Here is a 15,265-nt window from a genome sequence, read left to right on the forward strand (position 1 = left end):
TCAAATAGTATCAGCCCCAAGTATACAAGCAGGGGCAGAGCTATTTTTTGCTAATACATGGCGAAATTGTCTAACCTAGAATGAATAGGCGTCAAAAATTTCACTGCGTATTGTCTAAAAAATAGCCACTGCCAGTACCACATTTGAATGTTCAACAGACCCTACTATAAAAACGAAGTGTGCCAAGGATAATTAAATGAACGATTTATTGCATTCCCCTACACGGCGACAATTGCTTTCAATGATAGGTAAGACTGCTGGCGCGACTGCCATGTATCAGGCGATGACCACATTGGGGTTTGCATCCGAGTCGAGTTTTAAGCAAGAAATAGATCTCAAGGGTGCTCCTGCTGGCGCAAGAATCGTTATTTTGGGAGCAGGGTTGAGCGGGCTTACAGCAGCTTACGAGTTACGTAAAGCGGGCTATAAAATCACTGTGCTTGAATACCAAAATCGCGGTGGTGGGCGCAGTTGGACGCTAAATAGTGGCGATAAATATACTGAGCTTGGCGGTGAGGAGGTGACTTGCGACTTTGAAAAAGGCAATTACTTTAATGGTGGACCGTGGCGATTGCCCGTACATCACTATGCGGTATTTCATTATTGCAAAAAATTTAATGTCGCATTGCAGCCCTTTATCCAAACCAATGATCGTGCTTATCTACATCGTACTAACCATTTTAATGGTGCACCGCAGCGCTTAGGCGAAGTACAAAGCGATATCCGTGGCTACGTGTCAGAGTTATTATCTAAAGCAGTCAATAAAGGTAGCTTAGATGATACAGTCACCAAAGAAGATAAAGAAAAGTTACTAGAAGGTTTGAAAGGTTGGGGCGTTCTTGATAATAGCTATCGCTACATCAAAAGCCATGAAACCAGCAAAAATCGTGGCTATAGTGTCTATCCGGGTGGCGGTCTGATGCCTGACGCCAAGCCATCTACTCCTATCCCAATGAAAAAATTATTAGACTCAGGGATGTGGTCTGATCTCTATGCTAATTACACCGTTTACGTGCATCAACCAGCAATGTTTCAACCTGTCGGAGGTATGGGCAAAATAGGCGATGCTTTCACACGTGAATGCCGCGATATGATCAAGTTTAATGCCAAAGTCACCAAAATCAATCAAGATGAGACAGGGGTAACCGTTGATTATATTGATAGCACCAATTCTGCAAGCAATAACCCAGAGGGTAGTGTCAAAAGCGTTCGTGCCGATTGGTGTATCTGCACTATTCCGCTGTCAGTATTGACCCAAATCGACATCAATGTCTCAGAACCAATGAAGCAAGCGATGGCAGCCGTCCCTTATGACAGCTCTTACAAAGTTGGTTTGGAGTTTAAACGGCGGTTTTGGGAGGAAGATGAATGGATCTATGGCGGCATCACTTATACGGATCTGCCTATTACCCAGATCTCTTATCCGTCACAGGACCTATTCACCCAAGGCTCTGGCGTGCTATTAGGTGCTTATGGCTTTGGAGAAACCTCTTATAAGTTCAATTCCTTAACACCAAAAGAGCGCATCAAAGCGGCATTAGAATACGGCAAGCGTATCCATCCGCAATATTCCAAAGAGTTTCGTTCAGGTACGTCAGTCGCTTGGCATCGTATCCCGTGGTCGCTTGGTTGTTATGGTATTTGGAGTGAATCGAGCCGTGAGCAATACTACGATACGCTTTGCAGCATTGATCATCGGATTGTACTAGCAGGCGAGCATTGCTCACACATTCCGGCTTGGCAAGAAGGGGCCATATTATCGGGGATGGACGCGGCCAAACGCTTACACCAAAAGGCCAAAAAACTTGGCTAGTAGGCTTATTTTGCCCAGCCCAGCCCAGCCCAGCCCAGTAACGATCGTATAGTAACAGCTATATAGTAACGATTATAAAGGTGATCATAAACATGATAAAACCACGCTCTTTTAACGGTCTTAAACCGTTTATTTCATATAAGACAGTCATATTATTAACGTTGGTAGGCACATTTACCGTGTCAGGCTGTAGTCAATATAGTAACGATAATGCGGTCACTATTGCCAGTCAACAATCCAGCCCCATGATATTTGACGATCAAGCCAGCCGCAATAATGGGGCGTGGGGCGCGGTTTATATGTCCAAAGAAGCGCTGACCAGACCCTCCACGAATATCGTTGATGTCAATTTGATACCGAAAATAAGCGAAGATGCTGGCTTGCAGAAATGGCTCACCAAATTTGAAGGCAGCTCACAAGGTAAAAGCGGTTTTTTTTCTACTGATGGTAAAAAGCTTTATGAGGATTCTTGTGCAGGTTGCCATATGCAAAAAGGCGAGGGCGCACAAGGAGCAGGCTACTATCCACCGCTAGCGGATAATACTAAGATGGAGTCAAAGTATTATATTATTAGCGTTGTCATGAATGGTCTACGTGGTATGCCATCATTCCACAGCATGATGACCGATCAGCAAATAGCTGCCGTTACCCAGTATGTGCATAGCGATTTGAACAACTATACGGACACGGTGACCACTGCTAATGTCACGCAGCTGCGCCATGACTTTCCACCCGGCGCTGATCCCAGTGAATAGCGCATGACTCATTTTCTAACATCCTAAATTTCTCATTGTCGTTTAAACTTTTTTTAATTCAAGCAGCTTAACGCCTTCTTAACAAGGTACTTGTTACTTTAATGAATTGGGTCTTCACTCATTCTGTTGAGAAGGATTTGTATGTCAATATCTCAAGCGCTTAGTGCTAGCTTTACCAAAGTTCATGATAGAAAATATGCTATGAGCAAACGCTATCATTTTGAGCTGAATGTTAATGTACTTATCGTCATTACTGCACTATATTTAGTCACTACCGCTAATATTAGTTTTTTTGCGCAAGTCCTAAATATCTACCCACTTGATACAAATGCGGGGTTCATTCTTTCACTGGTGGGCTTGTTGTTTGGTTTGCTGTGGCTAATACTTCAGCTGCTTTGTTATCGTTCAACGGCAAAAGCAGTGTTGATTACCATGGTGCTAGTGGCAGCGGTTTGTGGTTATTTTACCGATGCTTACGGCACGATTTTTGATCGTAATATGCTTATCAATAGCCTACAAACCGATCAAGCTGAGGCTATGGATCTAATGGCACCAAGCTTTGCGATTAGAGTGGTATTATTAGGCATCATTCCAGCATTTATTATTAGCGAAATTCGTCTAAAGCGCCTCTCTTGGCAACGCGCAATACTTCAAAAGACCGCAACCTTAGTTGCCTCTATTGCTCTGATTGCGCTTTGCCTGATACCTTTTGGCGATCAGTACGCCAGCTTTTTTCGTCAGCATAAAGAGGTCCGTTATTATAGCAACCCAATCACGCCCATTTATTCTGTCGTAAAACTAGGAACGGATTATATAGCTGAACGGCAACGCCCTGATACGCTGATACTTCATGCAGCAGATGCCAAGCGTAGCGCAGCTGTGAATAGCACTGCAAAACCTAAGCTGATGGTCTTTGTGGTCGGAGAAACTGTGCGTGCTGACCACATTGGCTTGAACGGCTATACACGCAACACTACGCCATTGCTCGCCAAGCAAGCGGATATCTATAGCTTTAAGAATGTAACGGCCTGTGGTACCTCTACCGCTTATTCAGTGCCTTGTATGTTCAGCTATGCAAACCAAAGTGACTACGATGTAGATACCGCTGCCTACAATGAAAATGTGTTGGATACGCTAAACAAACAAGGCGTCAAGGTTATTTGGCGAGACAATAACTCTAGCTCTAAAGGCGTGGCAGATCGAGTGGTGTTTGAGGATTACAAAACGCCGGATAAGAACCCCAATTGTGATAGCGAATGCCGAGATATTGGCATGTTGGATGGCTTCGATAAAATGGTTAAGTCGGACTCTAGCCAAAAAGACACTTTGGTTATACTGCATCAAATGGGCAATCATGGCCCCGCTTATTACAAACGTTATCCTAAAACCTTTGAAAAATTTCAGCCAGTTTGTATGACCAATGAGCTGTCCAAATGTGATGCACAGTCGGTCATCAACGGTTACGACAATGCGATTGGCTATACTGATTATTTCTTAAATAATGTTATTGAAACATTGAAGCCTTATCAACAAGACTATGAGGTGGTGATGGTATATATTAGCGATCATGGAGAAAGTCTGGGTGAGAACAATATCTACTTACATGGACTGCCGTACAGCATTGCGCCGAATGCGCAAAAGCAAGTGCCGTTGATTGTTTGGTCGCCTGCGAGTAACCGTATCAGTAGCGAGAGTCTCACGAGTATGAGCACTCAGCCAGTATCACATGACTTTATCACGCCAACTTTACTAAGCTTTTTTGATATCACCACCGACGAGGTAGCCTCAGCGCCTACTTTTTTTAAGGTCGCCAATTAAACGCTTATTTATGATAGATAAGCGTTTTTAGGCAGTCATATTTAGGCAATCATCTTTAGGTAGTCAGAGCCATGTACAAGATACTTATTATTGAAGACAATCCCGATATCGTCGCCAATATCTATGCGTTTTTTGAGCCAAAAGGTTTTGAGCTCGACAACGCTCACAATGGTTATAGTGGTTTGACTTTGGCATCAACCAATCGTTATGACGTTATATTATTGGACGTGATGCTCCCTGGTATGGATGGCACTCAGTTGTGCAAGAAGCTCAGAGAAGAGTTGCATGATAAGACGCCGGTATTGATGCTGACGGCTCGCGATACGATCTTGGATAAAGTTGCAGGATTTGATAGTGGTGCTGATGATTATCTGGTCAAACCCTTCTCATTGGTAGAGCTCGAAGCCCGTATTAAAGCGCTCATACGCCGCCATCAAGATGAGCATTTTCGGCATAGTATAGAGGTCGGTAAACTGTCTCTAAATACAAATGAGCACACTATTCAGCGCGAGGGTATCTTTTTAAAACTGACTCCAACTGGGTTCAAGATACTTGCCACGCTGATGAACGCCGCTCCTCGAGTGGTCAGCAAAACGGAGCTTGAGGAAAAAGTTTGGGGACGAGATATCCCAAGTAGTGATGCTTTGCGCACTCACCTTCATAGCGTAAGGGCACAGATCGATAAACCATTTGCTCAACCGATGATAATGACCATACCAGGCGTTGGCTATCAGATCGTCGACCCTGATAATTTGTCGTAGTTTGTTTCGCAGATTATTTTTTTAGTACCTCGTGAGCCATTTAATGGTCAATAACGATAAACTGGTTGGGGAGATTTATACCCCTGATCACCTATATTTATTTTCTGCTACTATCAAGTAAGCCCATGCCATGTTTAATATAGATTCTATAGCCAATAAGTTTCGTGTGTCCTACCTCTTATTTGCCTTGTTACTGTGCGCCACCTTTGTCAGTATTTTTTTGTATGCCGAAATGCGAATAGAGCAGGATTTGGTTAAAGCTCGTCTGTTGCAGCAGCTAGAGCTCAGTCAGAAAGAGTACGGTGAGCAGACGGTTTATACGGCAGAACCAGGGATTAAAATTTATCGTTATGATAGTGCACCTGAGAATTTAAAAGCCATAGCGACTGAAACGGTACAAGAGATTTCTGTCACTGTTGATACGGGCGCAGACAAAACGAACACTGAACTGCATTTCTTTCACTATCACCGCGACCAACAAAATTACATTTTGACCTACCTAGAAAACACCGATATGGTGATGGAAAATTATCCTGTTTTAGCAATCTTTGAGCATTTAGAGGACATATTTGCGGCTGCCTTAAAAGCTGCTGTCATTTTAAGTTTATTGATTGCTATTGTCTTTTCTCAATTGTCTTCCAAGCAAATCATCAAGCCTTTACTGGCTCTAAAGCGGGCAGTGGAAACAGACCATCGTAACTTGACAGAGTTGACCCATTTGCCGTCGGAAGTCGGAGTGTTGGCTCGAGCGATTGATGAAAAAAACCATAAACTGGAGCAGTATCTAAAACGCGAGCAGCTGTTTACAGGTGATGTCAGCCACGAGCTACGCACACCATTGACAATCATTATGGGCGCGTCTGAAGTGTTGGCCTCACAGTTAGAACATGACAGCCGCTTGAGTGAATTTACCAATCGTATCAGCAATACAGCCAAAGAGACCTCTGAAATTATCACGGCTTTATTATTGCTTTCGCGTGCGCCTGAAAAATTGGATGCGCCGCTAACATCCATTAATAGCATTGCAGTCAATGAAATTGAACGTTTGAAGTATCTGCTGCGTTATAAAACAGTGACCTGCACAGTGGTAGCAGAACAAGAATACACTGCCTATGTGCGACCTGAGTTACTTAAGATGGCGTTGGGTAATTTGATCAAAAATGCGTTTCAGTATACGGATGATGGAGAAGTCATTGTCACTATCGATGCTAAAAAAATAACAGTGACGGATACTGGTCTGGGTATTCCTGAAGTTATGATGCCTCTGCTTTATGAAAGATTTGAGCGTCTAAATCACAGTGATACCGATAATCAAATGGATAAAGATCTATCACCTAACTTTCATTCTGTTTATAAGGTAGAAGGTACGGGGCTAGGGCTTAGTATCGTGCAGCGTATTATGACTCATATGGGCTGGCAGTTAACCCATCACCCCAATGAGAGTGGTGGTAGTACGTTTAGTATTTATTATCAATAGCACTCATCAATGCGAAGCATTAAAAAATGTCCATAATTTTTTAATGCTTTCTTAACGTTGTCTTAACCTTTGCTATCTTATACTCAACACTTGCAGCATATCCTACTATTCATGAGTATAAAGAATTCAATATGAGCAAAGTCACACCCTCTCACTTTGACTATAAAAAGCCCGATTTTGAGCCTATTGGCCAACCGGTTCCTATCCCATTACTTGCAATTGATAGTTATGCCAGTAACGCGAAAGGTAAAAAAGGTCTTGCCCGTATCGTCAAAGCCACCAGTTACTCTATAGATGGTTTTAAAGCAGCTTACCAATTTGAGGCGGCCTTTAGACAGGTTTTGTGGCTCAACTTTGCCTTACTCATGGCACTCATCTTCACGCCTTTTGATCTCAGTATAAAAATGCTGCTGATAGTCGCCTCTTTCTTGTCATTGATCGTTGAGCTATTTAATACGGGTATCGAAGCCAGTGTTGACCATACTTCGACAGAGCAGCATCCACTGGCCAAAATAGCCAAAGATGTTGGTTCTGCTGCACAATTTTTGGCATTATTGCTTTTAACCCTGCTATGGCTGATAGCGCTATCTAGCACTTTCTTGTGAATCCTATCTTTTGGATGTATCAATGACTGTAAAAACCAATTCCGCTGATTGGGCTTGGCTCAAACTCTTGTGCCTCACCCTCATTGCGACACTGACATTTGAGCATAGCCAATTGGACCTTCGTATCAGTGAGCTTTTCTATGCAAATGGTCGGTGGCTGATAGATAAAGGTGCGCAGCCTTACGCGTTTATATTTTATGATTTACCTAAATTATTGCTGATTTTGCTCGGTGTTTACTTAATAACCGTGTTAATCATCAAGCATAGACAGCCCTTGAGTACAACCCCTCCGCCCAATAATTCAAACTTAGACAGATTACTTACTTCCTTATCGGTGCGTGAGATCAGTTATCTTTTAAGTGTATTGATTATGGTGCCGACTACCATTGCTGTGCTCAAAGGCATGACCCATGTCAGTTGCCCCAATCACTTGATGGTTTTTAATGGTGACTTACCATACCTTAATCTTTGGCAAAACATAGTGGCTATGACACCCGCCAAGTGTTTTCCAGCAGCACATGCCAGCGCAGGATTTTCTTTATATGGCTTGGCGTTTTTACCGACGCTACGACAATATCGCTATAGAACCTTTGAGACAGTCACTGTTTTAGGGTGGACGATGGGAGGGTACAAAATGCTCTTTGGCGACCATTTTTTTAGTCATACCTTGGTATCGATGCTGCTGTCACTGACAATTGCTTGCGCACTCGCAACAGTATGCTTCAAAAAACCAATGATAAAGAAAAATGAAAATTTGGCGCGCTTTAAATCTTTATAGTGGATTCACTTTAAAACAGATACAGTGCGACTGGGATGAATTTTTCGTAGCCTCTGTGATAGCAGCAAGCAAGGAAAATTTATACCAGTCGCATATAACATTAACTTATCGATTTGATTTTAAACTGACTAGGGCGTGTTGAACATTCACAAATAGGCACTGCTGATTGCGAAAACTGTTCTAGACAAGGCGTAAAACGACGGTAATGCTCATGCCTTAACTAGGTTTACAACGCAGCATAGGACAGTTTTCGCATCAGCTCGAAGAGACAGGATTATTTTTTGCCATTTCATGGTTAAAAGTAGACGCTTAGAATGACTAAACTTACTGTTTTTAACGTCGAACTGTCTAAAAAATAGTCTCTGTCAGTGCCATGGTCGAATGTTCAACACGCCCTATATAAACTTTAATTTTTTATTACCTTTGGGTCTTTATAAAGAAGCATTGCTAAAAAAGAGAATTTATATATTGATGATATTTTCTTAATGCTTGTTCAAGTATTTTTAGCCAAGTCCCTAACCTTATCAATGAGCGACTTAGGTAGATAATTATCATTGACATGCGCTTTTGGATACTGCTCGTTGATCCAAGCAACGTAATTATCGATAGTCAGCTGTCCTCGATATATTAGATATAAAGCGTGCAGGGCGACACTACGGGATAGTCCCATTACGCATTGGAAGTTGATAAGGATTGTTTTGCTAGGCAGCTTTTTTTTAGTGATATTAGTCGCTATATCAATGGCTGCTAATGCGTCTATCTGTTTAAATAAATGAACAAAGTGTTGAGTATCAATCTCTCCTAACGACTGTAAGTCTAATAGTGGAAAATAAAGATATCTCATCTGAACAGCAGCAAATGATGGATGAAAATCGCAGGATAATGAGTCGTCATGATTAACCTCTAAATTACTGACATCTAAATGACCAGCGCCTAATCTTTGTGCTTGCGCGTAAGTATGATGGGTATGCAATGCTTGTTTTAAACTCAAACTATGACTGTTGGTTTCCACAGCCGAATCAATCACAATAATCATCGCAAAGTTAGAAAAGTATGAATAATGCTCATCGCTCATTTTAGATAAGCCAAATAATGTTGGGGTAGCAACTGCATATACCGAGTCTACTATTTTATGTGTTGGACATCTATCAGTATGGTTCAATGAGCCAAAATCTGATTTTGTATGTTGAGTGAGCTGATACCGTTGCCCGACATACCACATCAGCCGGTAGCCTAATAGTAAGGGTGCAAACGTCAGCCAAGTAGATAGGAGCAAGCGCCCTTGCTCATCCTTTGCAAACCAACGTTTGTCGCGAGGTTGATTGGGATATTGATAAGCCCAAGCTAAGACAAAAAAACTTAACATCCAATACGTGGCGACTAAACGATATAACCCTGCAAAAGTAATAGAGGTCATGCTTCTATTGAGCATAAACCCTGCTATCGATAGGATTAAAAATCCTGATATCGCCACTGTCAGATACTTTAAAACCAAATTGTTTCGCAGCTTATTGGTTATTACCAGTATCAACGTTGCCAGTAACAACCCACCAGCAATATCTAGTAGATGATGCTGGTAAGTCAGAACGGTAGATATGATGATGAGACTACAGATACAGCAGAGCGTCAGGCGATAGAGGGCAGATTTTGAAAGTTGCCATAATGACGTCCCTAGTAATACAGCATATGTCACATGCAAGGAAGGGAACTGATTAAAAGGTTTGTCTGTTATATGCAAAAATTGATAGCCATAGTGTGTCCAGCCCAAAACTGTAGGCCGCTCAAAAGTAAATTTGGCGGGAAACACATAAAAGATAAAACAAGCAAAAAGGGTGGCTAGGATTAACTTGCGCGTTAATAAGGAGAGCTGTGCTGGTGGTTTTACCATAAAAAAACTGGCGCAAAACAGCATGATTGACCAGCTATAAGGCACAATCATCAGCGCAACAAAGGGAATAGCTGCGTCAATCGGTATGGCTAGTATATGAACTTTCCTAGGCCATATAGGGTTAATGCTACTTAGCTTAGAAAGCTGAGTAGCATAAAACTGAGTATCATAAAAAAGTGTTTGCGCATAGATATTAGTCAATGAGTACAGAAGAGCAAAGACCCCTAACGCGCACGCTAAGGAGATCCATCTGGATGTCATTGAAATAGGCAAATTACTGGTCATAGGATTTGTCTAATCGTTGCCATAGTGCAAGTGCTATAAATAGCATAAAACAGGATGTTTTGACATAAATGAGGTTGAGACTAGGGTCTGTTGAACATTCAAATAGTATCAGCCCCAAGTATACAAGCAGGGGCAGAGCTATTTTTTGCTAATACATGGCGAAATTGTCTAACCTAGAATGAATAGGCGTCAAAAATTTCACTGCGTATTGTCTAAAAAATAGCCACCGCCAGTGCCACATTTTAATGTTCAACAGACCCTAATAGCAGTGTTTGGATAGTTACATTGTTAGGTTTACTCAAAATTAGAAAAATAAATCGTCTATAGTTTTAATAAGGGGAGGCAGTAATTATGAATCAAATCAGCGAATGGGTACTCAGTATTATGGCAAAGTTTGGCTACTTTGGTATTGTGTTTGCCATGTTTGCCGAAAACGTCTTCCCACCTATACCTTCTGAAGTCATTATGCCAGCGGCCGGTTTTGCCGCGTCAAAAGGCGACTTAAATTTAATGCTGGTTATTGTTGCCGGTACACTAGGTGCCTCACTTGGCGCGTTGCCCTTATATTATTTAGGTCGTGTATTTGATAAAGAACGTTTGGTCGCGTTTACCCAAAAATATGGCAAATACGTTTTCGTTAAACCCGATGACGTTACCTCTGCGAATGACTGGTTCGATAAACACGGCAAAACAGCCGTGTTCTTTGGGCGTATGGTGCCTGGCGTTCGCTCGCTCATCTCTATCCCTGCTGGCATGAACAAGATGCCGCTATTGCCTTTTTTAGTATTGACAGCGTTAGGTGCCAGTATTTGGACCACCGTATTAACGTTAGCGGGATATTATCTCGGACAGAACTATGAGGTCATCGAAGGCGCATTAGCCCCTTACTCTAAAGGGTTTGGCATACTGGCTGTCATAATTATCATCGGTTGGCTGCTCAAGCATCGCCGGCAAAATAAGTACCGTAATTCCGATTTAAAATAGATTCAAGGTAAAATAAGTGATAGGTGGTATACTTTTGGTTATATATGACATAGTTTTTAACATACTTAAAAAGTATAATATCAATTATAATATAGTGATAACTGATTAATATCCGACTTGATAATAGAGGTAGTTGATGCACCTGTGCTATCTTCGTAGCCTTTTAGTCTTTCCAACCACCTGTTTTGCTTAAGCGAACACTTTATATGCCTTTTTTAGACACGCTGAGACCAAATCGCCCATCAAAAAATGAAGGGGTATATCGATTTGACTATCCAGAAGTCTTCGTCTTAATTCTCACGGTAATACTCCTCGCGTTGCATTTTGAGTTTAGATCTACCTCAATGGCACTTCTTGTTATTGTTTGTCTGCCAAGCTTAATGATACTAATCTACAATTATCGTCGCCCAAAAAGTTTTTGGACGTCTAATATTGTCATTATTTTATTGTCGGCGGTCATCGGATCAGTACAGTTTTGCATCATTATTTCGCTGAGTTTATCTGCGCTTATAGGTCTTAGGATTATCATTAGTGGCTCTGAAAATAATTTAAAGCTGATCGCCAGCTCAATTATAACGGTCATTGTTTTTTATTATGTTAGCGTCACTTTGGCGGTAGCTGAGATAGATTGCTATGAAGGCTGGACAACACCAATCGTGTTATTGGCAAGTATGGCGGTTATTCTGTGTCAGTTTCAGTATATGTATCAAGAATATCTCGGTTATGAAACGCGTGCTAATCAGGCAGTCGGGCGTCTAAGCAGGATGGTCTCCGTTATTAATAAGTTAACACGCTTCATACCGCCGCAAATTTGGGAACCCATCGTCAAATCTGACAGCCCAGTCATCGTTTCTAATAAGCGTGCTAAGCTGACGATTATGTTCTCAGACATCGTTGGTTTTACCGAATTGTCCGATAGTTTAAGCGCTGATAATCTGGCTGATATTTTAAATACTTATATGCACTGTATGACGTTGATAGCCAATAAACATGGCGCCGTGCTTGATAAGTTCATTGGCGATGGCATGGTGTGTTTTTTTGGCGAACCAAAGAGCCGCGGTGCTCGCCAGGACGCGCTAGATTGTATCGCAATGGCGATAGATATGCGTCGTGAGATGCGCACTTTAAGACAAAAATGGCGGCTCATGGGTTTTGAAGGACTGTATATACGCATTGGAATTACGACAGGTTACTGCCATGTTGGTAATTTTGGCAGCAACAATCGTCTCAGCTATACCTTGATCGGTAAAGAAGCCAATTTAGCAGCAAGACTTGAAGCGAGTGCTGATAAAGATGAAATATTAGTTAGTGAGAGTACCTACGATTACATCTGCCATAATTATGAATGTCAGCACGCTGGTGCATTTCAGCTAAAAGGCTTTGATGACCAAGTAAATGCTTGGCAAGTGCTTGATCCTGATGCTGATAAGGGTCATCTCTCTAAATGGGTTGATCACACGCTGCCAGGTTTTAACTTGCATTTGAACTTTAAAGATATGAAAGATAATGATTATCAAGATATCAGGGCGCGCTTAAATTTTGCGCTTGAGCGGGTTGAACAAGAAGAAGAAAAGTTGGCAACTGATATAGCAGCAGAATGCAAACGTGACAATAATGGTCATAAATAATCGTTTAAAAGCAATATCTATAATATTGAGCACAAAAAAGCCAGCTATCATGACGATAGCTGGCTTTCTAATATAACAGTAAGATAGGTTGTTTAGTGTCTAATGGTTTTCTTTGGCATGATTGAGCGTATATTTAGGAACCTCGATGGTTAAATCCTCATCATCGAGCATAACCTGACAAGATAGGCGTGAGTCAGGCTCTAAGCCCCAAGCACGATCTAATAAATCGGCCTCAATGTCGTCCATCTCATCTAAACTATTAAAGCCTTTGCGAACGACCACATGACACGTAGTGCAAGCTTTTGACATCTCACATGCATGTTCAATTTTAATGCCTTTTTCTATTAGCGCCTTACATAGGTTGCTACCAGCTTCTAGCTCGACTTCGGCGCCTTCAGGGCAAATTTCATGATGCGGTAATACGGTAATTTTTGGCATAAATCGTCTTTCCAGTGCTAATCAATTAAAAAAATAAAAATATAAGAGATGAGCTTAGTATGATCGCTAAGCCGCATTCTTAAACGTATCTACTACCAATCTTGGGCATTCGTACCTGCCATGCTGGCTTTGACGCTTTGATTCATAATACGGGCAGCAAAGGCATCGCTATGAGGCTTGAGCTGAGCCTGCTTAGTTTCGATAAAGCTCAAGTCATTAGTGTCGAGTGCGGCTGCTAGAGCTTTGATTTGCTCTGCTAAAATGCTTTGTTCTTTAGAGGATAGTAATGCTGAAAACTCATTGAGTGCAGATTGTAGAGCCAGTACTTCACGCTCCGCTTCTACTTTTGTTTCGATTAAAGAGCGTGCGTTCTTATCTTCCTCTGCATACTTAAATCCAGCCACCAGTAATTGCTCTTTTTGCTCGTCAGATAAACCGTAAGAAGGCACAATCTCAATCTTACTTTCTGTTTTGGTGGTGGTCTCTTGCGCACTGACAGTTAGCTGACCATTGGCATCAATACTAAAGGTCACTTCGATACGGGCAAACCCAGCTTTCATCGATGGAATACCATACAACTCAAAACGTCCCAATGAGCGGCAGTTGTCCACCGTCTCGCGCTCACCTTGTACCACATGAATCATCATGCCTGTTTGACCATCTTGGTACGTGGTAAATACTTGGCGTTTTTTGACGGGGATAGGCGTATTACGTGGAATCAGTACTTCAACTAAGCCGCCCATGGTCTCAAGACCGAGCGATAATGGCGTTACGTCTAACAGTAATAAGTTATTGTCACTATCGCCGTTGACTAACTGATGCGCTGTCTGTGCTGCGCCCAAAGCAACCACTTCATCTGGATTCAGACGACACAGCGGCTGCTTGGCAAAAAATTCAGTGACAACTTGCTGCACAGCAGGCATACGAGTAGAGCCACCGACTAAGATAACTTCATCTAGGTCTGAGGTAGATAGCTTGGCATCACGTAGCACTTGTTCGCAGACGCTTATCGTGCGGCGGCTAACAGGTTCTGTAATAGCCAGCAAATCTTCACGGCGCAACACACCTTGATAAGCCTGCTCATTCACAGTGATATCGATATCAACTTGTTGATCGTTAGTCAATGCCTGCTTATAAGCTTTGGCTTGTTGCGCCAGTATTGACTTGTCATGACGACTCACATCTTTAGGATCGATGTTTAATTGTTTGATAAGCCAATTGGTTATCAGACGATCGATATCATCACCACCTAACGCACTGTTACCGCCAGTTGCCAATACTTCAAAGACGCCATCATTTAGCTTCAAGATAGAAACGTCAAAAGTACCACCACCCAAATCGTAAATTAAGTAGTAGCTTTCTTTATCACCATTTTGCGTAGCTTGGTCGAGACCATAGGCGACTGCCGCAGCGGTAGGCTCATTTAATAGACGCAGCACATTGATACCAGCTGCTTGGGCGGCATCTTTGGTCGCTTGACGCTGAGCTTCATCGAAGTAAGCGGGAACGGTAATCACCGCACCTTCAATACTGTCTGCAGGCAATGCAGTGGCTGCACGTTGTTCAAGCGTTGCCAATATCCGCGCTGATACCTCAACAGGCGATACTTCGCCTTGAGCAGTCACGAATGCTGGCATATCGTCTTTACTGCCACTTAATTCATAAGGATGAGAGAATTTGATATCAGCTTGGCTACGACCCATAAAGCGCTTAGCCGAGACGATCGTATTTTTTGGATCATCCGCCAAGTGGGCTAGGGCATCGTAGCCGACAAGCGGGTTGCCTGTGCTTGGATAATAGACCACAGAGGGTAATAGAGTATCGTTAGCTGCGCCTGCTTCTAACACTTGCGCCTTGCCTGAGCGCACCACGGCGACCAATGAGCGCGTGGTACCAAGATCAATCCCTAGGCCAAAACGATGCTGATGGGGTTGGGCACTTTGATTAGGTTCGGCAATTTGCAATAAAGACATAAGATAACTCAAAGATAAAATGAATAAGTGAAATGTGGCAAATACAACATAGGTGCTATGAC

12 protein-coding genes are annotated in these 15,265 nt (G+C 42.3%); 9 read left to right on the plus strand and 3 right to left on the minus strand.

What is annotated here, in order from left to right:
• Nucleotides 1-196 precede the first annotated feature (196 nt).
• The 7 genes from RH96_RS07535 (at nt 197) to RH96_RS07565 (ending at nt 8,007) form a co-directional block, all read left to right on the plus strand.
• A complete protein-coding gene (locus RH96_RS07535) occupies nt 197-1,813 on the plus strand; it encodes a flavin monoamine oxidase family protein (protein ID WP_010199342.1) in 1,617 nt (538 codons plus the stop codon).
• A gap of 92 nt (nt 1,814-1,905) precedes the next feature.
• A complete protein-coding gene (locus RH96_RS07540) occupies nt 1,906-2,568 on the plus strand; it encodes a c-type cytochrome (RefSeq protein ID WP_010199349.1) in 663 nt (220 codons plus the stop codon).
• A 141-nt stretch (nt 2,569-2,709) separates the two neighbouring features.
• The gene (locus RH96_RS07545; protein WP_010199351.1) at nt 2,710-4,386 is read left to right on the plus strand and encodes a phosphoethanolamine--lipid A transferase; all 1,677 of its coding nucleotides are present in this window, start codon (nt 2,710-2,712) and stop codon (nt 4,384-4,386) included.
• Nucleotides 4,387-4,457: 71 nt separating this feature from the next.
• Nucleotides 4,458-5,147 (plus strand): response regulator transcription factor, encoded by a 690-nt coding sequence (locus RH96_RS07550; RefSeq protein WP_010199353.1) that lies wholly within the window; start codon nt 4,458-4,460, stop codon nt 5,145-5,147.
• A 130-nt stretch (nt 5,148-5,277) separates the two neighbouring features.
• Entirely contained in the window at nt 5,278-6,624 is a 1,347-nt protein-coding gene (locus RH96_RS07555; RefSeq protein WP_010199355.1) for a sensor histidine kinase, read from the plus strand.
• Between the two features lie 131 nt (nt 6,625-6,755).
• Entirely contained in the window at nt 6,756-7,229 is a 474-nt protein-coding gene (locus tag RH96_RS07560) for a diacylglycerol kinase (RefSeq protein WP_010199357.1), read from the plus strand.
• 22 nt (nt 7,230-7,251) lie between these two features.
• The gene (locus tag RH96_RS07565) at nt 7,252-8,007 is read left to right on the plus strand and encodes a PAP2 family lipid A phosphatase (RefSeq protein WP_010199359.1); all 756 of its coding nucleotides are present in this window, start codon (nt 7,252-7,254) and stop codon (nt 8,005-8,007) included.
• Nucleotides 8,008-8,500: 493 nt separating this feature from the next.
• Here RH96_RS07565 and RH96_RS07570 read toward each other — a convergent pair whose 3' ends face one another.
• Nucleotides 8,501-10,180, minus strand: a complete 1,680-nt coding sequence (locus RH96_RS07570) for a phosphatase PAP2 family protein (protein WP_010199361.1) — start codon at nt 10,178-10,180, stop codon at nt 8,501-8,503.
• A 351-nt stretch (nt 10,181-10,531) separates the two neighbouring features.
• On the opposite strand from RH96_RS07570, the gene RH96_RS07575 reads away from it, so the two are divergent.
• The gene (locus RH96_RS07575; RefSeq protein ID WP_010199363.1) at nt 10,532-11,164 is read left to right on the plus strand and encodes a DedA family protein; all 633 of its coding nucleotides are present in this window, start codon (nt 10,532-10,534) and stop codon (nt 11,162-11,164) included.
• A 344-nt stretch (nt 11,165-11,508) separates the two neighbouring features.
• Nucleotides 11,509-12,792: an adenylate/guanylate cyclase domain-containing protein gene (locus RH96_RS07580; RefSeq protein ID WP_010199365.1), complete on the plus strand. Its 1,284-nt coding sequence runs from the start codon at nt 11,509-11,511 to the stop codon at nt 12,790-12,792.
• 99 nt (nt 12,793-12,891) lie between these two features.
• On the opposite strand, the gene fdx is transcribed toward RH96_RS07580, so the two are convergent.
• Nucleotides 12,892-13,230: an ISC system 2Fe-2S type ferredoxin gene (gene fdx / locus RH96_RS07585; protein WP_010199366.1), complete on the minus strand. Its 339-nt coding sequence runs from the start codon at nt 13,228-13,230 to the stop codon at nt 12,892-12,894.
• Nucleotides 13,231-13,322: 92 nt separating this feature from the next.
• Nucleotides 13,323-15,203, minus strand: coding sequence for a Fe-S protein assembly chaperone HscA (hscA, locus tag RH96_RS07590; protein WP_010199368.1), 1,881 nt, complete (start codon nt 15,201-15,203; stop codon nt 13,323-13,325).
• Nucleotides 15,204-15,265 lie beyond the last annotated feature (62 nt).

It is taken from the genome of Psychrobacter sp. PAMC 21119, assembly GCF_000247495.1.
GTDB lineage: Bacteria > Pseudomonadota > Gammaproteobacteria > Pseudomonadales > Moraxellaceae > Psychrobacter > Psychrobacter glaciei.